General features: G+C 44.9%; 22 protein-coding genes. 18 read left to right on the top strand and 4 right to left on the bottom strand.

All coding sequences use genetic code 11. The features are described 5' to 3' along the window. Positions 1-44: 44 nt before the first annotated feature. Together ttcA and C3Y98_RS08340 are read right to left on the bottom strand one after the other, a co-directional pair. On the bottom strand, positions 45-950 hold the full coding sequence (gene ttcA, locus C3Y98_RS08345) for a tRNA 2-thiocytidine(32) synthetase TtcA (RefSeq protein ID WP_135278083.1): 906 nt from the start codon (positions 948-950) through the stop codon (positions 45-47). Positions 951-1,022: 72 nt separating this feature from the next. Then, positions 1,023-1,772 (bottom strand): pteridine reductase, encoded by a 750-nt coding sequence (locus tag C3Y98_RS08340; RefSeq protein ID WP_135278081.1) that lies wholly within the window; start codon positions 1,770-1,772, stop codon positions 1,023-1,025. Between the two features lie 40 nt (positions 1,773-1,812). Between C3Y98_RS08340 and C3Y98_RS08335 the strand changes: the two genes are divergently transcribed. Together C3Y98_RS08335 and trmB are read left to right on the top strand one after the other, a co-directional pair. Continuing rightward, positions 1,813-2,976: a class I SAM-dependent methyltransferase gene (locus C3Y98_RS08335; protein ID WP_135278079.1), complete on the top strand. Its 1,164-nt coding sequence runs from the start codon at positions 1,813-1,815 to the stop codon at positions 2,974-2,976. A 79-nt stretch (positions 2,977-3,055) separates the two neighbouring features. Further along, the gene (gene trmB, locus C3Y98_RS08330) at positions 3,056-3,775 is read left to right on the top strand and encodes a tRNA (guanosine(46)-N7)-methyltransferase TrmB (protein ID WP_135278077.1); all 720 of its coding nucleotides are present in this window, start codon (positions 3,056-3,058) and stop codon (positions 3,773-3,775) included. Positions 3,776-3,807: 32 nt separating this feature from the next. Here the strand turns inward: trmB and yihA are convergent, their stop codons facing one another. Next, a complete protein-coding gene (gene yihA / locus C3Y98_RS08325; protein ID WP_135278075.1) occupies positions 3,808-4,449 on the bottom strand; it encodes a ribosome biogenesis GTP-binding protein YihA/YsxC in 642 nt (213 codons plus the stop codon). A 206-nt stretch (positions 4,450-4,655) separates the two neighbouring features. Between yihA and C3Y98_RS08320 the strand changes: the two genes are divergently transcribed. The 3 genes from C3Y98_RS08320 to ccsB all read left to right on the top strand — a co-directional run bounded on the left by C3Y98_RS08320 (position 4,656) and on the right by ccsB (position 8,558). Continuing rightward, positions 4,656-5,267 (top strand): c-type cytochrome, encoded by a 612-nt coding sequence (locus tag C3Y98_RS08320; protein WP_135278073.1) that lies wholly within the window; start codon positions 4,656-4,658, stop codon positions 5,265-5,267. A gap of 224 nt (positions 5,268-5,491) precedes the next feature. Further along, a complete protein-coding gene (locus C3Y98_RS08315; RefSeq protein WP_167759926.1) occupies positions 5,492-7,405 on the top strand; it encodes a cytochrome c biogenesis protein ResB in 1,914 nt (637 codons plus the stop codon). 10 nt (positions 7,406-7,415) lie between these two features. After that, the gene (ccsB, locus tag C3Y98_RS08310; RefSeq protein ID WP_135278069.1) at positions 7,416-8,558 is read left to right on the top strand and encodes a c-type cytochrome biogenesis protein CcsB; all 1,143 of its coding nucleotides are present in this window, start codon (positions 7,416-7,418) and stop codon (positions 8,556-8,558) included. Positions 8,559-8,687: 129 nt separating this feature from the next. Here ccsB and C3Y98_RS08305 read toward each other — a convergent pair whose 3' ends face one another. Then, a complete protein-coding gene (locus tag C3Y98_RS08305; RefSeq protein ID WP_135278067.1) occupies positions 8,688-10,385 on the bottom strand; it encodes a sensor histidine kinase in 1,698 nt (565 codons plus the stop codon). Positions 10,386-10,628: 243 nt separating this feature from the next. Between C3Y98_RS08305 and C3Y98_RS08300 the strand changes: the two genes are divergently transcribed. From C3Y98_RS08300 to hisD, 13 genes are all read left to right on the top strand, one after another. Beyond that, the gene (locus C3Y98_RS08300) at positions 10,629-11,276 is read left to right on the top strand and encodes a prepilin-type N-terminal cleavage/methylation domain-containing protein (protein ID WP_135278065.1); all 648 of its coding nucleotides are present in this window, start codon (positions 10,629-10,631) and stop codon (positions 11,274-11,276) included. 173 nt (positions 11,277-11,449) lie between these two features. Next, complete coding sequence (locus tag C3Y98_RS08295) at positions 11,450-12,244, top strand: ABC transporter ATP-binding protein (RefSeq protein ID WP_135278063.1); 795 nt, start codon at positions 11,450-11,452, stop codon at positions 12,242-12,244. A gap of 40 nt (positions 12,245-12,284) precedes the next feature. After that, positions 12,285-13,088, top strand: coding sequence for a lipid asymmetry maintenance ABC transporter permease subunit MlaE (gene mlaE, locus C3Y98_RS08290; RefSeq protein ID WP_135278062.1), 804 nt, complete (start codon positions 12,285-12,287; stop codon positions 13,086-13,088). 31 nt (positions 13,089-13,119) lie between these two features. Further along, entirely contained in the window at positions 13,120-13,656 is a 537-nt protein-coding gene (mlaD, locus tag C3Y98_RS08285) for an outer membrane lipid asymmetry maintenance protein MlaD (RefSeq protein ID WP_135278060.1), read from the top strand. A gap of 65 nt (positions 13,657-13,721) precedes the next feature. Next, complete coding sequence (locus tag C3Y98_RS08280; protein ID WP_135278058.1) at positions 13,722-14,342, top strand: MlaC/ttg2D family ABC transporter substrate-binding protein; 621 nt, start codon at positions 13,722-13,724, stop codon at positions 14,340-14,342. Continuing rightward, entirely contained in the window at positions 14,339-14,629 is a 291-nt protein-coding gene (locus C3Y98_RS08275) for an STAS domain-containing protein (RefSeq protein WP_135278056.1), read from the top strand. The genes C3Y98_RS08280 and C3Y98_RS08275 overlap by 4 nt, the downstream gene beginning before the upstream one ends. A gap of 183 nt (positions 14,630-14,812) precedes the next feature. Further along, positions 14,813-15,748, top strand: coding sequence for an ABC transporter ATP-binding protein (locus C3Y98_RS08270; RefSeq protein WP_135278054.1), 936 nt, complete (start codon positions 14,813-14,815; stop codon positions 15,746-15,748). Further along, a complete protein-coding gene (locus C3Y98_RS08265) occupies positions 15,745-16,548 on the top strand; it encodes an ABC transporter permease (protein WP_135278052.1) in 804 nt (267 codons plus the stop codon). Before C3Y98_RS08270 ends, C3Y98_RS08265 begins: the two co-directional genes overlap by 4 nt. 32 nt (positions 16,549-16,580) lie before the next feature. Next, positions 16,581-16,832 (top strand): BolA family protein, encoded by a 252-nt coding sequence (locus C3Y98_RS08260; RefSeq protein ID WP_135278050.1) that lies wholly within the window; start codon positions 16,581-16,583, stop codon positions 16,830-16,832. Positions 16,833-16,900: 68 nt separating this feature from the next. Next, a complete protein-coding gene (gene grxD, locus C3Y98_RS08255; protein WP_135278048.1) occupies positions 16,901-17,212 on the top strand; it encodes a Grx4 family monothiol glutaredoxin in 312 nt (103 codons plus the stop codon). Continuing rightward, on the top strand, positions 17,213-18,478 hold the full coding sequence (murA, locus tag C3Y98_RS08250; protein ID WP_135278046.1) for a UDP-N-acetylglucosamine 1-carboxyvinyltransferase: 1,266 nt from the start codon (positions 17,213-17,215) through the stop codon (positions 18,476-18,478). Positions 18,479-18,490: 12 nt separating this feature from the next. After that, complete coding sequence (gene hisG, locus C3Y98_RS08245; RefSeq protein WP_135278044.1) at positions 18,491-19,135, top strand: ATP phosphoribosyltransferase; 645 nt, start codon at positions 18,491-18,493, stop codon at positions 19,133-19,135. 21 nt (positions 19,136-19,156) lie between these two features. Continuing rightward, complete coding sequence (gene hisD / locus C3Y98_RS08240) at positions 19,157-20,452, top strand: histidinol dehydrogenase (RefSeq protein ID WP_135278042.1); 1,296 nt, start codon at positions 19,157-19,159, stop codon at positions 20,450-20,452. Positions 20,453-20,528 lie beyond the last annotated feature (76 nt).

The following is a 20,528-nucleotide window of genomic DNA, read 5'->3' as shown; positions in this document are numbered from 1 at the left end:
CAACAACTTAAGCCATATAGGGTGCAAAATTTTTGCTTGTTAGACTATTTGTTGCGAATAAACTCAATTTTGCTACCTTCGGTGTTGGCTAAACTCAATGCAGCACCTTCGTTGGCAATATCTCCGAATAAAGGGTCTTCATCGTCTGCCTTGGCTTGGGTTAAGTTTTTGAAGTCATATAGATCAGTATCAGCCAAATGTGATGGCTCTACATTGGTAATGGCGCGGAAAATATTATTAATCCGCCCTGGCTGCTCACGCTCCCAGCTTTGCAGCATGTCCTTCACTTTTTGGCGTTGCAGATTTTCTTGGCTACCGCATAAATCACAAGGAATAATTGGGAACTCCATTTGGCGTGCGTAGCTGGCGATGTCCTTCTCGCTGCAATAAGCCAATGGGCGAATCACGATATTCTGTTTGTCATTGGTGGCCAGTTTAGGCGGCATGGCTTTCATTTTTGCGCCAAAGAATAAGTTCAGGAATAAGGTTTCCACAATGTCATCGCGGTGGTGGCCGAGTGCAATCTTATTGGCGCCCAGTTCTTTTGCCGTGGTGTAAATCACACCGCGACGCAGACGCGAACATAGCGAGCAAGTGGTGCGGCCTTCTGGAATTTTTTCTTTAACGATAGAGTAGGTGTCAGCTTCTACAATGCGGTAATCAATGCCTAGTTTTTCAAAATAGGCCGGCAAAATATCTGCTGGAAACCCGGGCTGTTTCTGATCAAGGTTCATCGCAATCAGTTTGAAGTTGATGGGCGCGCGCTCCTGCAATGCGAGCAATATCATCAGCATGGCATGTGAGTCTTTGCCGCCACTCATGCAGACGAGTACAGTGTCGCCATCTTCAATCATGTTGTAGTCGCCAATCGCTTTACCGGTGGCGCTAATCAAACTATTACGCAGTTTGATAAAGTTGTTTGAGTGGTTGTCAGGTAAGTGTTTGATCATAGTAGTTGCAGCTTAGAATATGTTACAAAATGGCATCCGCTTGGATGATGTATTCATCATGCGCTATTGCGCCTATAAGTTTAAAGAGCGGCCACCGTCTACCGCGAGTATATGGCCTGTAATAAATGGTGCATCGTAAATCAGGAACTTAACGGCCTTAGCCACATCTTCGGCTTCGCCCACGCGTTTAAGCAAGGTTTGATTAATCACACGCTGGCGATACACTTCGTCAAATTGCGGGTTGCTTTCTGGCCATTGTACAGGACCCGGTGCCACCGCATTGACTCTGACCTCAGGGCTAAGCTCATGCGCGAGTGATTTAGTCAGTGTGACTAAGCCCGCCTTTGCCACACTGTAAACAATGTAGCCTTTTTTCGGGCGTTCAATATGCATATCGGTAATATTGATAATGCAGCCGGAATTTTTACGTAGCTCTGTCGCCGCGGCTTGTGCTAAAAACACCGGCGCTTTTAGGTTGCTGCCGATTAAATCTTGCCAGTTTTCTTCGTTAATCTGACCGAGATCGGTTGGGTAATAGGTCGAGGCGTTATTAATCAGCACATCTAATTTGCCAAACTGATGCACAGTTTCGCTCACTAGGGTTGGTAAAACATTAAGGTTAAGTAAGTCACCCTGAATAATTGCAACCGAGTTTGGGCGTAGCAAATTAAGCTCTGCCTGCAACGCGCGTGCTTCAGACATGCTGTTGTTGTAGTGAATCATGAGCCTAGCGCCTTGCTTATGCAGCTCTCGGCACATGGTTGCACCTACGCGTTTGGCACCACCCGTGATTAATATAACTTTATCTTTGTTTGTATCCACAGTTTACTCATTTCTTTCTTCTAAAATATTATAATGGCTTATGAGTTCATTACCTATTCCTAACGCTGATGCACAAGCACTTAGTCAGCAGCTCGCATTGTTAATCCAAGATAAAATTAGTCAGAATGGCGGTTGGTTGTCATTCGCAGACTATATGCACATGGCACTTTATACCCCGGGCTTAGGTTATTACAGTGGCGGCGCTAAAAAGTTCGGTATGGGTGGAGATTTTGTCACCGCACCTGAAATTTCCCCTTTGTTTGCACAGGCGATGGCTAATCAAGTTGCACAGGTGTTGGTTGAAACGCAAGGTGATGTGCTTGAGTTGGGGGCGGGCTCAGGCAGGCTGGCAGTAGATTTGTTGCTGGCATTACAAGCGCTTAATCAGCTACCTGCCCATTATTTTATTCTTGAAGTTAGCACTTACTTGCGTCAAGTTCAGCGGGAGTCAATCCAGAAGAGCTTGCCCGCAAATCTGGCTGAGCGTGTGATCTGGCTGGATGCCTTGCCTGACAATTTTGTTGGCGTCATGCTCGGTAATGAAGTGCTTGATGCGGTACCTGTGCATTTGATTTACAAGCCGACTTCTACAGACGCACAGGCGCTGTGTGAGCGTGGTGTTACATTTAACGGTGAGTTTTATTGGCAAGACAAACCATTGCCTGCAGGCAAGCTTTTGGATTTAGTTCGCACCTATGAACTGCCTGATGATTATCTGACTGAGGTGAGCCCTGCTGCGCTTGGGTTAGTAGCTGGCTTGGCTAGCGCATTAGGTCATGGCGCAATTATTTTAGTGGATTATGGTTTTTCTGCCCGTGAGTATTACCATCCGCAGCGTAATCTTGGGACCCTGATGTGCCATTATCAGCATTATGCACACGTTGAACCCTTGGTGTATGTTGGCTTGCAGGATATTACTGCGCATGTGGATTTTAGCCGTGTTGCCAATGCAGGTGAACATAACGGCCTAGCGTTGATGGGCTTTTGCTCGCAAGCACAGTTTTTAATGAACTGCGGCATTTTGGAGATCATGAGCCAAGTCTCTCCGCATGATATGGCGCGCTACGCGCCACTTGCCGCCGCAGCGCAGAAATTATTATCTCCAGCCGAGATGGGCGATTTGTTTAAAGTAATTGCACTAGGTAAACGGCTTGGTCAGCCCTTGATCGGCTTTGCTGCTGGTGATAAGTCCAATACGCTCTAGTGAGATTGATGTCGGTGATGTGGTCAAGCTGCTTTGTTGAGCCTGACGAGTTGTGATAGCTGAAGTATAATTCGCCCTTATGAATACATTAAATCAAACAGAACAAGTTCAAGACGATGCTGAGGACTTAAGCCAGCGTCGTATCCGCAGTTTCGTATTGCGTCAGGGGCGTTTAACTAAAGGCCAGGCGCGTGCGCTAGAAACAGGTTTTCCGCAATTTGGTGTTAATTACGCGCCGGAGTTGTTGGATCTTAATACGCTATTTAATCGCACCGATAGTAAGAAGATTCTGGAAATTGGCTTTGGTATGGGGGAAACCACCGCCAAAATCGCACAAGTCTTACCAGATTGTGATTTCTTAGCTGCCGAAGTGCATACGCCGGGTGTGGGTGCGTTGCTTAAATTGATTCAGGAAAATGCGCTGAACAATATCCGTGTAATTCAGCATGATGTGGTTGAAGTGCTGCATAACATGGTGGCAGATGCCAGCCTGGATGGCGTACATATCTTTTTCCCTGACCCTTGGCATAAAAAGCGTCATCACAAACGTCGCTTGATTCAAGCGGAGTTCGTGCAGTTGTTATGCACTAAGCTCAAGGCTGGTGGGTATCTGCACGTGGCAACAGATTGGCAAGAGTATGCTGAATGGGTACTAGAGGTGCTCAATGCAGAAGCTCAGCTGGAAAACAGTGCAAAAGACTATGCAGTAAAACCAAGTTACCGCCCACTGACCAAGTTTGAGAACCGAGGTTTAAAACTTGGGCATGGTGTGTGGGATATGGTGTTTACACGTAAGTAGTATTTGCTGTCTTGTGCTAAGGCTGGCAAAAGCTAGCCTTGTTCAGACTCTGTCGCGGCATCGTCTTCAACAAACAGCCATTTGCCAATTACTTTTTCTGCTTCTTCTACGCCTTGTTTCTTTAGGCTTGAAAATAACTGTATGGTGCACTCGCTGTTATAGTGGTTGCCCCAAGTTTCTATTAATTCCTTGCGCACTCGGTTGAGCGTTAGCGAAGCCTCACCGCGCGATAATTTATCTGATTTCGTCAATAATACGTGCACAGGTTTCCCGCTGGGGCAAAACCAGTCCAGCATCTGGCGATCGAGTGGGGTAAGTGGGTGGCGGCTATCCATCACTAATACTAGGCCGCCTAAGCTGCTGCGCTCGCTCAGGTAGCGTGCCAGCACGTTTTGCCAGTGCGCACGCATGGCTTCAGGTACTTTAGCGTAGCCATAACCTGGTAAGTCTACGAGGTGTCTGTCATTACCTAATGTGAAAAAGTTAATCAACTGAGTACGCCCAGGCTGTTTACTCACAAATGCCAAGCGGTTGTGGTTAGCTAGGGTGTTGAGTGCGCTGGATTTTCCTGCATTGGAGCGTCCGGCAAAGGCAACTTCAATGCCACTGGCTGGCGGTAAATCACGCAGGTGGTGAGCTGATATAAAGAAAGCGGCATTTTGAAATAACGGCATATGGATCCTGATTTTGGTAAAGCAAATTTCTTTGGTAATTCAACGAGTCATACCAATTAATATAATGATTTGACGCCGAGTGCGAGTCGTAGTTTTTTTGAATTATCAAAGGAATTGATGTAATGGTGAAAAATGCTATCACGAATAGTTGTTTTTCGCTAAAATAGCGCGTTAATTGGTTGAATAATTTAGATTTAGGAGCGGTAATGCAATTTCGTCATCTAGCTTGGTTGATATCTGGTTTAATGTTGGGGATTTCTATTAATGCGCAAGCGGAAGAGGCTGCGGCAAAATCTGCACAACAAACCGTTAATAATGTCTGTGCTGCATGTCATGCGCCGGACGGCAATAGTGTGATTACTCTTAACCCTAAGCTAGCAGGTCAACATCCTGACTACCTAGAAAAGCAATTAACAGAATTTAAGTCTGGTAAACGTGCTAATGCGGTAATGTCCGGTATGGCAGGTGCATTGTCAGAAGCAGAAATGAAAGAGTTGGCGATTTATTTCTCAAGCAAAAAAACTGCGCTCGGTAAGGCAAAATCAAATGGTGCAGGTTCCGCCGGTGAAAAAATCTACCGTGCAGGTAATGCAGCCACTAACGTGCCAGCTTGCGCAGCTTGCCATAGTCCGAACGGTGCTGGTTTACCAAAACAATTCCCGCGTTTGAGTGGTCAACATGCTGATTACACATTGGCGCAATTAAAAGCCTTCCGTTCAGGCGAGCGTGCTAATGCGCCAATGATGATGGCGATTGCAGCTAAGATGTCCGATGCCGAAATGGCTGCTGTGGCAGATTATATTCAAGGCTTACGCTAGTATTGAGAGACGGTGAAAAAAGGGTGGCAATGCTGCCCTTTTTTAACGCTAAAATGCCTGAATAAATCTCCTTTATTTGTTAAGTTCAGCAACTATCATTACCCGGCCAGCGTCATACGTAACAGCAGTATCCACAAGCTTTAACCTAAAATTCACCCTCAGAGTGCCGTATTTTGAATCCTAAATTATCATTCACTAAAAACTTTCTTGATTTGCTAAGCTCGATGCGCTTTGCCGTGAGTTTGCTGAGCGTGTTGGGCGTTGCTTCAGTAATCGGTACTGTACTTAAGCAGAATGAGCCGTATGAGAACTACATTGTAAAGTTTGGGCAGTTCTGGTTCGCGCTGTTTGAGCATTTGGGTTTGTATGATGTTTACCATAGCGTTTGGTTTTTAGTGATACTGTTGTTTTTGGTGGTATCTACCAGTTTGTGTATTTACCGCAACACGCCTTTAATGCTCAAAGAATGGCGTACTTTTAAAGAGCATGCGACAGAAAAGTCATTGCGTGCCTTTAGTCACCAAGCCACATTTAAACCAGCAGCGGACTATGCCGTGGTTAAGCAAAACCTTTTGCAGTTTTTGGATGCAAAAGGCTTTAAATATAAAATCAGAGCGCAGGAAGATGGTAGTGAGTTAATTGCGGCTAAAGCCGGCACTCATCAGCGCTGGGGTTATATTTTTACGCACGTGGCCATGGTAGTGATTTTATTTGGCGGTTTGCTGGATGGTAACCTACCGTTCAAAGTGCAGGAGATGCTCGGTTATAAGCGTATAGAAACCACGGATTTGCCGGTTTCAAAGGTGCCTGCAGAAAGCCGGATGTCAGTAAGCAACCCTTCGTTCCGCGGCAACATGACCTTGGCTGAGGGCGCGACGCATAATGTGGCTTTTTTACGCGTGCGTGATGGCTATCTGGTGCAAGAGTTACCGTTCGCGATTGGTTTAAAAGATTTTCGTATAGAGCATTACGCCACAGGTCAGCCTAAGTCATTTGAGAGTGATTTGGTGATCTTTGACCCGGCGTTAAAAGAGCCGATTACCAAAACCATTAGTGTGAATCATCCTCTAACTTATAAAGGTATCGCGATTTATCAGTCAGACTTCCAAGACGGTGGTACTGGCTTGAAGTTTAACGTGTGGAATCTTTTTACGCCTAATAATCAACCGCAAGCATTAGCCGGCAACATCTTTGGTGAAGGCGCGTTAGACGAGGGTGATGCACAGTTGCGTGTGGAGTATAACGACTTCCGTAAGTTTAATATTATTAACATGTCACCGGATGGCAAAGGTAAGCCGCATAACGTAGGGCCTAATGTGACCTACAAGTTACGTGATAGCCGTGGTCAGGCTACCGAATACGTGACCTATATGCAGCCTTTGCAAATTGACGGTCAGTTTTACTTCTTATCCGGCATGCGTGAAACAGTGCAAGAGGACTTCCGTTATTTGCGTATCCCGGCGGATGATAATTTGAGTATCGATGGTTTTATGGGCTTTAGAGCCATGATGTTGGATGCTTCTAAGTACCCAGAAATAGCGAAGCGCATTGCTGAGAAATCTTTGGGTGTACGTGGCGACCCGCAGATGAAGAAGCAGTTTGAACTTAGTTTGGTACGTTTGCTCACTGTATTTGCAAAAGGTGGGTATAGTGAAGTGGCAAAAGTGATTGAGAAAAATGTGCCGGAAAAAGAGCGTGAAGCTTCAGCAACGACCTATATTAAGATGGTGAATGTAGCAGCATATGAGGCTTACAACATGGGTTTGGCGCTCAATAAAAAACCGCTGTTGAAAAATAGCCCGGAGACCGAGCGCTTGCTGCGCGATAGTTTAAACGCTTTCAGTGATATGTTCTTTTACGGTACGCCTTATTATTTGCAGTTGAATCAGTTTGAGCATAAAGAGGCAAGTGGTCTACAATTGACTAAGTCACCTGGGCAGAAATGGGTTTATTTAGGCTCGGTGATTTTAGTGTTGGGCATTTTTGCCATGATGTATATTCGCGAAAGAAGAATTTGGTTGTATCTAAAACCAGATGCGAAAGAAGTGCATTTTGCAATGGCTTCTAACCGTAAGAATTTAGATTTTGAACAAGAATTTAATTTATATCGCGAACAACTTGCTGGTATTGCTAGCTAAGGGATTGAAAATGAATGAAACAATAGGTTATCAACAACAAACGTTGCTACAAAAGTTGAATTGGCAAGATTGGCTATATGCCTTAGTCATCGTTGCGGGGTCGGTATTCGCTTTTATTAAATATGCACACTTTATGGATGCGTATGAAGTGACCTTTTTATTTGGTGCGGCCGCTTTAATCAGCTATCTGGGCTGGCAGTGGAAGGCGCTTGGGCGCTTGGTGCTAGGTGTTGGCGTCCTTAGTTTAGCTGCAATCGCTATGTATCATGGCGACCAAGCGCGCGCTACTCAAGTGTTTTTCTTGAAATTTTTAATTGCCAGTCAGTCAGCCATTATGTGGATGAATGTTTTATTTGTACTGGCCATGGTGACCTATTGGTTTGCGTTATATAGACGCAGCGCGTTTACGGGCAGGGTGGCTTCAGCGTTAACATGGGCTGCGGTGCTGTTTGGCTTTGTAGGTCTAATGGTACGCTGGTATGAGTCTTATCTGATTGCAACGGATGTTGGGCATATTCCTGTCAGCAATTTATATGAAGTTTTTGTATTGTTTTGCTTAATCACCGCTTTGCTGTATTTGCACTACGAGCAAAAGCTAAACACTAAGCAATTGGGTGGCTTTGTGCTGTTGGTGATTAATGCAGCGGTTGGTTTTATCTTATGGTATACCTTTGATCGCGCAGCACATAATATCCAGCCGTTGGTGCCTGCGTTACAAAGTTACTGGATGAAAATACACGTGCCAGCTAATTTTGTGGGTTATGGCTCATTCTCATTGGCGGCGATGGTGGCATTATCCTACCTGCTGGCTAGCAAAGGTGTGCTGACTTCACGTTTGCCTAGCTTAGATGTACTAGATGACTTAATGTATAAAGCTATTGCTGTGGGCTTTGCTTTCTTCACAATTGCAACCATATTAGGTGCAATGTGGGCAGCTGAGGCTTGGGGCGGTTACTGGAGCTGGGACCCGAAAGAAACCTGGGCGCTGATTGTTTGGCTCAACTATGCAGCATGGCTACATTTGCGTATGGTTAAAGGCTTGCGTGGGCCATTGCTGGCGTGGTGGGCATTGATCGGTTTGATTATTACCACCTTTGCTTTCCTGGGTGTGAATATGTTCCTGAGCGGCTTGCATTCGTATGGTACGTTATAGCTAACGTTGCTACGTTGAACTAATACAGCGACTTAATATTTAATACAATAAATTCGCTGTTTTTAATAAAGCATTGTGGTTGTCGTGATCACAATGCTTTATTTTTTTGCCGCAGATATTTAAAGCATATTAATCTACTTTTTCTAGTCTAAATCTTACTTCACCATCAATATTGTCAGTCAGGCTTAATAAGTAGCCTGCATGTTCCGCTTGTTGCGCAGCATGGTATAAACCAACACCCAAGCCGCTTTTTGAGTTGACATGGGATTTAAACAGCTTCTCTGCTACCTCATCAGGCACGGCTGAGCCTGTGTCGGTAACTTCAATACAAAAGTGATTTGATGGCATGATGGCGACATTGATGCTGATGCCAGTTTCCAGTCTGGCCTTCTCTAGCGCGTTTTGTATCAAATTATCTACAACGCTATCTAAAACATCAGGGTCTATGTCAGTTTTTGGTAAATGTGCTGGTGCCTCAAACTGTACTTGCTGGTGCGTATTGAGTTGTTTGAAGCTCTTCCACCAAGAGCTGACCTTGGCTTGATTCTTTTTCTCTACACCTGGCTCCTCAAGTTTATTCAGGGTGCTCGCAAGTCGCTGACTTAATCTTGGTAATTGTTTCTTAATAAGGTCAACCAGTCTGGCGTCGTCTTCTGCATGATTACTCTGTTCAGCTGCAGCAGACAGTGTGCCTAGTGATTGTAAAATGTTCTTGATGTCATGCGTTAGTCTAGAGCCGGTTTCATATAAGCTTTGCATGTAAGCATTTTGACTGATAGTTTCTTCGCGGCGCTTTGCTTCGTAGAATTCGCCTAGAATTTGCGTGAGTAGTTGTACGTGCAGATACATGGCAGGAGTGAATTGCCAGCGTGAGTAAAGCGTTAAATGCAGTTGGTGAAAACTGAAGGTGGAGATGTAGTGCGTGGTTTCGCCAATTTTTTGTTGAGTACTGTCAGAGTGCCACGATACGCCGCTCACCCAATTTAATGCCGCTAATTCGTGCATGGATGCTTGTAAAAAACCTTCGGCAGAAGTTTCGTTCTCGGCAAATGCTGCAATTTTTCTAATCCACTGCTCAAATGGTAGCCCGATACTTAATAAGTAGCGCGACATCAGCAGCTCTAAGCCTGAAAAAGTTGCGCTAGGGTTCCATAGCCAGCTGATTGCAACTAATGTGGTGGCTAGGCCAAAAACTGTGAATATCAGTAGTTTCACATAATGAATTTGCCAGATAATCCCAATTGCAAAGCTGCTTAATATGACAATTATTGTCAGTAAAAAGATAAGCAACGTGTAAAAGAAGTCAATATTGGGCGTTTCGGCAGGAGTACTATTTTTTGCGGACAAAAATAAAATGGTGAGTGGTAGTATGGGTAATACATAAATAAGTAGTAGCTCTGCCGCTAGTAAATCATTGTTTGCGTTAAGTAGCTTAGGTACAACCCAAAGCAATAGAATAGCAAGCAAGTATGAAGCAGCAAGAATGTTGGGAACTTTTGAGTGTGAAGCCTCGCTAGATAGTACGCGCCCACCAATTAGGGAAAATAACCCAGCAATCCAAAATGCAGTGACCCACCAATTGGTAAGGAATGTGGTGAGGTAAGCGCCGGTTAGTACAATCCCAACCATTTTCCAAGATAGCTTGTCGCTCTGGCGCATCACTGGTTGCCATAGCAAGAAGAAGCCGTAATGGCACAGCAGTAATGCGGTGTGCAAATGACCATTTTCGCCCCAGACTAAAAGTCCGTGCAGTGACAGCATCATGAGTGCCATCAAGCGATCATGGTTGTTAAGAGCTAGCTGGTAAAATTGATAGAGCGTGCGCATATTTTGGCTGGTTCACAAGTTGGTAAAGTTAACATACTGTCCGAATTTGAACATAAGTGTCCAATACTTGACAATAATTCGTGCGTAATCGATGTTATATCTTGTAGAATACAAGCAAAACTGTTGTAGATGTAGTCAATTGTAGCTGGTATGTTATTTGCTAGTTAAAAATTGACACTCACAGGGTGTTTTAACTTACATGTTTAAATTGGCGCACTAATCGCGCACAGTTCGGGGAATTAAATGAAAAGAACACAGGCAGGCTTTACGCTAATTGAGTTGGCAATCGTGCTGGTAATTATTGGCCTATTGCTTGGAGGCGTACTTAAAGGGCAAGAGCTGATTAATAGTGCAAAAGCAAAAAATATTGCAGGTGATTTTAAAAACGCACAAATTTTTATCTATGGTTATCAAGATAAATTTAAAGCGTTGCCAGGCGACGACGCAAGTGTTGTAGCCCACGTGGGGAGCGCCGCTACTCTGGCAACAACTGGAGGCACTGTTGGTAATGCGCGTATTGAAGGTGCGTGGAACTCAAGTACACTTACTGATGAGTCTGCGTTGTTTTGGCAGCATGTGCGTCTAGCTGGCTTTGCTACAGGTCCTACACTTACCTCTGATGCTAATTACTTACCTAGAAATTCTGATAATGGCCGTATCGGCGTGCAAAGTATGGGAACTGGATTTACAACAATTACCGGTATGACTGGTTTATATGTGGTTTGTTCCGAGAATATCGCAGGTCGTTTGGTGAAGCAAATAGATATTAATATGGATGACGGAAATACTGCTACAGGCTCATTGATGGCAATTGTTGCTGGTACTCCCGCTCCAGTAGCTACAACTGCCATAGTTGAGGGTAGCCCATACACTGTGTGTATGAGTTTCTAAACTAATTGTTTGTAAAAAAAAGCCCGCTTATGGCGGGCTTTTTTATTGGTGCAATTGCTGGCTTTTGTTTTGAGTCTCTTCATACGTGACATTTAAGCTTGCGTAGAATCTTAATTGTTCTAAAATGGCACCTTGGATAAAAGCAAGAAACCTAACTGAAAACTGTGCTTTAAATGACATCAAATATTGTAGAAATCGATAACCTTTCCTTTGGGTACAATGGTCGCGTATTGCACAAGGGTATTAACATGGCTTTCCCTAAGGGGAAAGTTGTCGCCATTATGGGTGGTAGCGGTAGCGGTAAGACCACGTTGCTGCGCCTGATTGGCGGGCAAGTTAAACCAACAAAAGGCGAAGTGCGCGTTAATGGGCAGGTAGTGCATGAGCAAAGCCGTGATGGCATCTATCAATTGCGTCGCAGTATGGGTATGTTGTTTCAGCACGGTGCTTTATTTACCGATTTAAGCGTGTTTGATAATGTTGCGTTCCCCATGCGCGAGCTAACAGATTTGCCCGAGTCTATGATTCGTGACTTGGTGCTCCTTAAGTTGAATGCAGTGGGTTTACGTGGTGCATATAAATTTATGCCTACAGAGTTATCTGGCGGTATGGCGCGCCGTGTTGCGCTGGCAAGGGCTGTTGCTTTAGACCCAAGTATCATTATGTATGATGAGCCATTTGCTGGCTTGGATCCAATCTCTATGGGTGTGATATGTGGGTTGATTCGTAGTCTGAATGATGCGCTGGGTGCCACCTCTATTATTGTTTCACACGATGTTAAAGAAACCTTTTTGATTGCTGATTATGTGTACTTTGTCGCAAATGGCGAAGTGGCCGCAGAAGGTACTCCGGAAGATTTAATGCAATCTACCCTTCCATTTGTTCATCAGTTTGTGCATGGCGAAAAGGATGGTCCAGTGCCTTTCCATTATGCGGCGCCTGATTACCGGGCTCAGCTGTTGGGTTGAGTGTTCAGCTTCAAAATAGCAGTTTAATGGATTTAGTTTAATGATTAATATAATAGTTAATATGGTTTCTCGGCTTTTGCGCGGCATCGGTAGTCGCATGATTGCGCGCGTTTGGCGATTAGGCGCTGGCACTAGGCTTTTTATGCTAGCCATTGTTTACTCAGGCGAAAGTTTCAGGCGCTTTCACTTAACGTTGCGTGAAGTCTATTTTACGGGCGTCATGTCTTTACTGATTATTATCGTGTCTGCATTCTTTGTAGGTATGGTGTTAGCATTGCAGGGCTATAACACTCTGCAAAAGTATGGTTCGTCAGAGGCGATAGGCGTGTTGGTTGCCTTGGCTCTTGTGCGAGAGTTGGGGCCGGTAGTGACAGCTTTACTGTTTGCTGGGCGTGCCGGTACTGCAATTACAGCAGAAATTGGTCTAATGAAAACAACTGAGCAGTTATCAGCAATGGAGATGATGGCAGTTAATCCAATTGCACGCGTGGTTGCGCCAAGATTTTGGGCTGGTGTGATTTCCATGCCTATCCTTGCAGCACTGTTTTCCATGGTTGGTGTGCTCGGTGGATACTTGGTGGCAGTGCCGCTGATTGGTGTAGATGACGGTGCGTTCTGGTCGCAAATGCAGGCTAATGTGGATGTGCGTGCAGATATTATTAACGGCGTGATTAAAAGTGTGGTGTTTGGTGTTGCCTGTACGATGATTGCGCTGTTCGAGGGTTTTGATGCACCGCCTACGGCAGAGGGTGTCAGTCACGCCACTACTAGAACCGTGGTGATTTCATCGCTCACAGTATTAGGTTTGGATTTTGTATTAACGTCTTTTATGCTGGTTGTTTAGCCCATAAAAACAAAGTTGAGAGGGTAGTGAAGTGGATAGAACAAAAATAGATTTATGGGTAGGTGTTTTTGTAGCTTTAGGCGCAGCCGCATTGCTTGGCCTTGCGATGAAAGTTGGTAATTTAACCTCGAGTAAAATAGGCGACACTTACTCTGTCAGCGCTTCGTTTGAGAATATTGGTGGTTTAAAACCAAATGCACCTGTTAAAAGTGCAGGTGTGGTGGTTGGTCGCGTTGCTGATATTAGCTTCGATTCCAAAACTTATGAAGCTGTCGTGACGATTAAAATAGATAAGCGTTATCAGTTCCCCAAAGATACATTTGCCAATATTTACACGGCAGGTTTGTTGGGCGAGCAATATATCGGCTTGGAAGCTGGTGGTGAAGATGATGTGCTAAAAACGGGTGATAAAATTAGCCAGACCCAAGATGCCATTGTGTTAGAAAAAATGATTAGTCAATTTTTGTATAATAAAGCTTCTGAAACGGATAAAGAGAAGTCAGCAGCGCCTGCAACGAGCGAGCCTGCAAAAGAAAAGTCAACCGAATTGGGTGATGCGCCGTTCTAGTCAGGGTTGGTCATTGTTTTTTTGATGTTAATTTGTCATTTTGGCGAAAATATAAAAGGTCTCAAATGAAAATGTTTTTGAAGTTGGTGATGAATGTCACTTTTGTAACCGCAATGTTTGTGAATGCTAGCTTGGCTCAGGCCGAGGTTACTGCTGACGAGTTGGTGAAGCGTACCGCTGAAGATGTGCTTAACACGCTAAAGAATGATAAAGACATTCAAGCTGGTAATCAGCAAAAGATCTATGCCTTGGCTGAAGAGAAAATCTTGCCTAACTTCGATTTTGAGCGCGTTTGCCGCATGGTGCTAGGTAAGAACTGGCGCTCTGCTACACCAGAGCAGCAAGCTGCTTTCCAAAAAGAGTTCCGTACTTTGTTGTTGCGTACCTACGCGACAGCTTTAGGTAAATATAAAAATCAAGTGATTGAATATAAGCCGTTGCGTGCTGATGCAGCCGCAAAAAATGTGAGCGTAAAAACACAGATATTGCAGCCGGGTGGTCAACCGATTTCAGTGGATTACAGCTTAGTAAAGCTTGATAACGGCTGGAAAGTCTATGATATCGTGATTGAAAGTGTCAGCTTGGTGACTAATTACCGCAGTCAGTTCAGTAGCGAAATTCGCGAGAATGGTCTTGATAGCTTGAATAAAAAACTCGCGGATAAGAATAAAGCATCTGGCGTATGAGCAACATAGCTTTACAAGGAAATACGTGGCTGCTCTCTGGTGAGATACTAGTTGATAATGCTAATGCGGTGCTTGTTGAGAGTGCTGATTTAGCAATGAGTGATGCATTACAGATAGATTTTTCTGCAGTGACGAATACTGATACCTCTGCAATCAGCTTGATGATGGAATGGCAGCGCAGAGCAATCGCCGCCAAGCATAAAATCAGCTTTGTAAATTTACCAGAGGGACTAGAAAGTTTGGCTACACTTTACGGTGTCTCTGATTTCATCCCGCTCAGTGCTTGATCGCTAATTTTGCTCCTACTCAAAACCCTTTCGAATACCGAAAGGGTTTTGACGCTTTGATTTAGTGGATTTAAAAGCTATAAATTTCTTTGTGTTATGGCATTCGTTTGGCCTTGCTTGTGAGCGATGAGTTTTTCTGCTGTTGCATGCCGATATATTTAAACTGTTAATCGAAAGTTTCTTTTGAACCATCCTGCTATTCAAATCCGTGATGTGCATAAGCACTTTGGTGCGCTGCATGCCTTAAGAGGGGTTGATCTTACCATCGAGCAAGGTGAGTTTTTCGCTTTGCTTGGGCCGAATGGCGCGGGTAAGTCCACATTGATTAATATTTTAGCGGGTCTTATTGCGCCTAGTGCTGGCAATATTGCTGTCATGGGTTTTGATGTGCAGCAGCAGTATCAGCAGGCGCGTCAGTTGTTAGGCGTTGTGCCGCAAGAGTTGGTGTTTGATCCATTTTTTAATGTGCGTGAAATGTTGCGCTTTCAGGCTGGCTATTTTGGGCTAGGCCGTGAAAATGACCCGTGGGTAGATGAGGTGTTGGAAGGTTTAGGCTTGGCGGATAAGGCGCATACCAATATGCGCAAGTTGTCGGGTGGGATGAAGCGTCGTGCTCTGATTGCGCAAGCACTTGCGCATAAGCCGCCAGTCATTGTGCTGGATGAGCCTACTGCAGGGGTGGATGTTGAGTTGCGTCAAATGCTGTGGGAGTTTATTAAAAAACTAAACCGCGACGGTCACACTATCATTTTGACCACACATTATTTGGAAGAGGCCGAAACACTGTGTAGCCGCGTAGGGATGATGAAGCAAGGTGAAATTGTTGCGCTTGATAGTACGGCTAATTTGCTCAACAAGTTTGCAGGCAAGCATCTACGTTTGACGCTAGGCGATGTGCATTTGCCGCAAGAGGTGCAAAGCATGGTGCGCCATGTGGAGCGTGGGGTTTATACCTTTGCTTTAACCGATATGATACAGATTGAATATGTGCTTTCGTCTTTGCGCGCTGGCGGCATTAAGGTGATAGACATGCAATTAAACGAAGCTGATTTAGAGGACGTATTTTTGTCATTGGTGGGTAATACTGCCGCTGAGCATAAATTAGCGAGTCAATTATGATGAATGATGTAAAACAATCTACAGCTGGTAATCAGGTCTCTAGTTGGAGAGGGCCATGGACCTTACTCAAGAAAGAGCTACTGCGCTTCTGGCGTGTGTCATTCCAAACTGTGGCGGCACCTGTGATTACAGCGCTGCTTTATTTGCTGATTTTTTCACACGTGCTGGATAAACATGTGCAGGTTTATGATGGCGTTGCCTACACTGAGTTTTTAATACCGGGTTTGATTATGATGTCTGTGCTGCAAAATGCGTTTGCGAACAGTTCTTCTAGCCTGATTCAGTCTAAGGTCATGGGCAATATTGTATTTGTTTTACTAACGCCGCTCACGCATTTGCAATTTTTCCTGGCGTTCCTGATTGCTGCGATTATTCGCGGCTTGGTAGTGGGCTTGTGTATTTATCTGGTAGCCATGTGGTTTGTTGATTTAACAATCGCAAGTCCGTGGATGTTAGTTGCTTTTGGTTTGCTTGGTAGTGCATTGCTCGGTACTTTTGGCATTATCGCAGGCATATGGGCAGATAGGTTTGACCAGATGGCTGCGTTTCAGAATTTTATTATTATGCCTTTATCGTTTTTATCCGGCGTATTTTATTCGATTCATTCATTGCCCCCATTTTGGCAAAAAGTTTCTCATTTAAACCCGTTTTTCTACATGATAGACGGGTTTAGGTATGGCTTCTTTGGTAAGGGTGACGTATCTCCAGCACTCAGTTTGCTCATAGTGGCGGCGTCCTTCCTTGTATTAGCACTGATCACATTAAAAATGTTAAAATCAGGCTATAAACTTAGGTCATAATGCTAGGTTGAATAATTAAAGGTGAGTGACGCGTGTTAAGTGCCCAGCAGTTGGAAACATACATTACGCAAAATTTAGCGTGTGATTATATAAAAGTATTAGGTGATGACGGTACGCACTTTGAGGCGGTGATTGTCAGCCCAGAGTTTGTAGGCAAGACTATGGTTAAGCAGCACCAGTTGGTGTACGCGGCCTTAGGTGACAGGATGAGGGCAGAGATTCATGCCTTATCTATGCAGACTTTAACCCCAGAGGCGTGGTTGAAGTTGCAAGCTAACAACTAAGGCTAAAGTGTGTCTAAGTAAACGTCAGTAAAAAGTTTTGTAATAAAGTTTTGTAATTAGGATAAATAATGGATACGCAGGAATTAATCAGAAGTCAGGTAACAGGTAACCCAGTAGTGCTGTACATGAAAGGTAGCCCAAAGTTTCCACAATGTGGTTTTTCAAACTTAGCAACGCAGATTCTCAATGCATGTAACGTAGAGTACGTGGCGATTGATGTGTTGGCAGATCAAAATATCCGTGAGGGTATTAAAACTTATGCAAACTGGCCAACCATCCCGCAGTTATATATCAACGGTGAGTTTATTGGTGGTTCAGATATTATGCGTGCCATGTATGAAAGTGGTGAGCTTCAAACATTATTGAATGCGACCAAATAATTGGACAAACTGCTGATTACAGGCGGTAATCGCCTTCATGGTGAGGTTGTGGTTTCTGGTGCCAAAAATGCGGCATTGCCGATTCTGTGTGCATCACTACTCGCCGAAACTCCGTTGCACCTATCAAGTGTACCTGCGTTGAAAGATGTAGGTTCAACCATTAAGCTTTTGGAGCAAATGGGTGTAAAGGCTGAGCGCAATGCAGATAAGGTGTCGTTAGACGCAAGTGTTATCCACACGAAAGAAGCGCCGTATGAAATGGTTAAAACCATGCGTGCGTCTATTCTAGTATTGGGTCCACTGTTAGCACGTTTTGGACATGCCCGTGTTTCATTACCTGGTGGCTGTGCGATTGGTTCACGTCCGGTAGACTTGCACATCAAGGGTCTGCAAGCCATGGGGGCGGAAATTCACATCGAGCACGGTTACATCGAAGCTACGACTAAGCATTTGCCTGATCAGCGCTTGCAAGGTGCGCGTTATTACATGGACTTGGTGACCGTAACTGGCACTGAGAATCTGATGATGGCGGCTGCATTAGCAAACGGCACTACAGTATTAGAGAATGCAGCAAAAGAGCCAGAAGTGGTTGATATGGCAGAGTGCCTGATTAAAATGGGTGCAAAAATCACTGGTGCAGGTACTGATGTGATCACCATTGAAGGCGTAGAGCGCCTATCAGGTGCTACGCATAATGTGGTGTGTGATCGTATTGAGGCTGGCACCTATATGGTGGCTGTCGCCATGACTGGCGGTGAAGTGACCTTGCGTAATGTGCAAACACATTTGCTGGATGCAGTGATTGAGAAGTTACGTGAAGCTGGCGCAATGGTGACATCTGATGCTGACAGTATTACGGTGAAGAGTGATGGCCAGTTAAAAGCGGTGAATATTCGTACCGCACCACACCCAGCCTTTCCCACCGATATGCAGGCGCAATTTATGGCGCTTAATACTATTGCGACTGGCGTTTCCAAAGTCACAGAAACAATTTTCGAAAATCGCTTTATGCATGTGCAAGAAATGCAGCGTTTGGGTGCGGATATTGATATCGATGGCAATACCGCCTTGGTTAAGGGCGTGTCATTCTTAGATGGCGCCACCGTGATGGCAACTGATTTGCGTGCCTCAGCAAGCTTGGTGTTAGCTGGGTTGGTTGCACGTGGCGACACCGTGATTGAGCGTATCTACCATTTAGATCGTGGTTATGAAAACTTGGAAGCTAAGTTAAATGCCTTAGGTGCCAACGTAAAGCGAATAGCATAGAGAATATTGAAAATGATTACGATAGCACTTTCAAAAGGCAGAATTTTTGAAGAGACTGCACCATTGTTGGCCGCAGCCGGCATTCATGCAGCTGAAGACCCTGAGTCATCCCGTAAGCTGATTATAGAAACGAATCGCCCGGATGTACGTTTAATTATCGTGCGAGCGACCGATGTGCCAACTTATGTACAGTACGGCGCAGCAGATTTGGGTATTGCCGGTAAAGATGTGTTGGATGAGCATGGCGGTGATGGTTTGTATCAGCCGATAGATCTGCAGATTGCAAAATGCAAGATGATGGTGGCAGTGCGTGATGACTTTGATTATTTCGGGTCAATTCGTAGTGGTGCGCGTCTTAAGGTTGTGACCAAATATGTAAAAACAGCACGTGAGCATTTTGCGGCAAAAGGCATGCATGTGGATTTAATTAAGCTGTATGGTTCTATGGAGTTGGGGCCATTGGTAGGCTTGGCAGATGTGATTGTTGATTTGGTCAGTACTGGTGGTACCTTGCGAGCTAACAAGCTTAAAGCCGTAGAGGAAGTGGGCGACATTAGCTCTAGGCTAGTGGTCAATCAAGCTTCTCTCAAGCTCAATCGAGATAAGTTGCAGCCAATCATGGATGCATTTCAAACGGCAATTGCAAAAAATAAATAATTAGGCACATAGGTTAGTGATATGAAAATTAGACGTTTTTCTACTTTAGATAGCGATTTTCAGGCGAACTTAAAGCAGTTGCTTGCATTTGAAACAGCGCAAGACGATAACATCGATGTTGTCGTTGCGAACATTTTAAAAGATGTGAAGCGTCGTGGTGATGAGGCAGTGCTCGAATATACCAATCGTTTTGATAAGACCGATGCGAGTCAGCTGGGCGAGCTTGAAATCAGCCAGTCTGAGCTGGTTGCTGCCTTGGAGGGTCTGCCTGCTGAGCAGCGTGCTGCGTTACAGGCTGCGGCAGACCGCGTAAAAAGTTATCATGAGAAACAGTTGATGAGCTCATGGAGCTACACTGAGGCTGATGGCACGTTACTTGGTCAGCAGGTAACGTCACTGGATCGTGTAGGCTTATATGTACCGGGTGGCAAAGCGGCTTATCCCTCTTCAGTATTGATGAACGCGATTCCAGCGAAAGTAGCTGGTGTGCAAGAGCTGATTATGGTGGTGCCTACGCCTAATGGAGAGAAAAATCAGCTGGTGTTAGCAGCTGCTGCGGTTTGCGGTGTGGATCGTGTGTTTTGTATCGGTGGCGCCCAAGCAGTAGGTGCGTTGGCCTATGGTACCGAAACCGTGCCGCAAGTAGATAAAGTTGTAGGTCCTGGTAACGCCTATGTTGCGGCCGCCAAACGCCGTGTGTTTGGCGTGGTTGGTATTGATATGGTGGCAGGCCCTTCTGAAATTCTAGTGATTTGTGACGGTAAAACAGACCCGGACTGGATTGCGATGGATTTATTCTCACAAGCTGAGCATGATGAGCTTGCGCAATCTATATTACTGAGCCCAGACGCTGCGTTTTTGGATCAAGTGGCGGCTAGTATTCAGAGGTTGGTAGAGGAGATGCCGCGTAAGGATATCATCACCACCTCACTCACTGACCGCGGCGCTTTAATTCATGTACGCGACCTAGACGAAGCGGCTGAAATCAGCAATTACATCGCTCCTGAGCATTTGGAATTGTCAGTAGAGGAGCCGTTGGCCTTTAGTAAAAAAATTAAACATGCCGGTGCCATTTTTATGGGGCGTGACACCTGTGAAGCTTTAGGTGATTACTGTGCAGGGCCAAATCACGTGCTGCCTACTTCACGTACAGCAAGGTTTTCATCACCACTAGGTGTTTATGATTTCCAAAAGCGCTCAAGTTTAATCATGGTGTCTTCTCAAGGCGCGCAAGTGCTAGGTAAGATTGCAGCAACGTTAGCCTATGGCGAGGGCTTGCAGGCGCATGCCCGTTCTGCTGAGTACCGCCTTAAATAAAATTCTAAGGAGCGTATTAAGCTCGGTTTTTCATGATGCTTAATACCTCCCATGTGGCATGTCCTTTACAGGTTAA

The sequence above is a fragment of the Methylotenera oryzisoli genome (genome assembly GCF_004661485.1).
Classification (GTDB): Bacteria; Pseudomonadota; Gammaproteobacteria; order Burkholderiales; family Methylophilaceae; genus Methylotenera; species Methylotenera oryzisoli.
Note: the sequence above shows the minus strand (reverse complement) of the source record. Positions and strands in the feature narration are given on the sequence as shown.

Excerpts from the sequence above, each read along its gene's own strand:
- C3Y98_RS08305 (WP_135278067.1), bottom strand. The coding sequence starts at position 10,385 with ATGCGCACGCTCTATCAATTTTACCAGCTAGCTCTTAACAACCATGAT.
- grxD (WP_135278048.1), top strand. The coding sequence starts at position 16,901 with ATGGATACGCAGGAATTAATCAGAAGTCAGGTAACAGGTAACCCAGTA.
- trmB (WP_135278077.1), top strand. The coding sequence starts at position 3,056 with ATGAATACATTAAATCAAACAGAACAAGTTCAAGACGATGCTGAGGAC.
- C3Y98_RS08315 (WP_167759926.1), top strand. The coding sequence starts at position 5,492 with ATGCGCTTTGCCGTGAGTTTGCTGAGCGTGTTGGGCGTTGCTTCAGTA.
- C3Y98_RS08295 (WP_135278063.1), top strand. The coding sequence starts at position 11,450 with ATGACATCAAATATTGTAGAAATCGATAACCTTTCCTTTGGGTACAAT.
- C3Y98_RS08320 (WP_135278073.1), top strand. The coding sequence starts at position 4,656 with ATGCAATTTCGTCATCTAGCTTGGTTGATATCTGGTTTAATGTTGGGG.
- mlaE (WP_135278062.1), top strand. The coding sequence starts at position 12,285 with ATGATTAATATAATAGTTAATATGGTTTCTCGGCTTTTGCGCGGCATC.
- C3Y98_RS08275 (WP_135278056.1), top strand. The coding sequence starts at position 14,339 with ATGAGCAACATAGCTTTACAAGGAAATACGTGGCTGCTCTCTGGTGAG.
- yihA (WP_135278075.1), bottom strand. The coding sequence starts at position 4,449 with ATGCCGTTATTTCAAAATGCCGCTTTCTTTATATCAGCTCACCACCTG.
- C3Y98_RS08300 (WP_135278065.1), top strand. The coding sequence starts at position 10,629 with ATGAAAAGAACACAGGCAGGCTTTACGCTAATTGAGTTGGCAATCGTG.
- ccsB (WP_135278069.1), top strand. The coding sequence starts at position 7,416 with ATGAATGAAACAATAGGTTATCAACAACAAACGTTGCTACAAAAGTTG.
- C3Y98_RS08280 (WP_135278058.1), top strand. The coding sequence starts at position 13,722 with ATGAAAATGTTTTTGAAGTTGGTGATGAATGTCACTTTTGTAACCGCA.
- C3Y98_RS08335 (WP_135278079.1), top strand. The coding sequence starts at position 1,813 with ATGAGTTCATTACCTATTCCTAACGCTGATGCACAAGCACTTAGTCAG.
- C3Y98_RS08265 (WP_135278052.1), top strand. The coding sequence starts at position 15,745 with ATGATGAATGATGTAAAACAATCTACAGCTGGTAATCAGGTCTCTAGT.
- hisG (WP_135278044.1), top strand. The coding sequence starts at position 18,491 with ATGATTACGATAGCACTTTCAAAAGGCAGAATTTTTGAAGAGACTGCA.
- ttcA (WP_135278083.1), bottom strand. The coding sequence starts at position 950 with ATGATCAAACACTTACCTGACAACCACTCAAACAACTTTATCAAACTG.
- hisD (WP_135278042.1), top strand. The coding sequence starts at position 19,157 with ATGAAAATTAGACGTTTTTCTACTTTAGATAGCGATTTTCAGGCGAAC.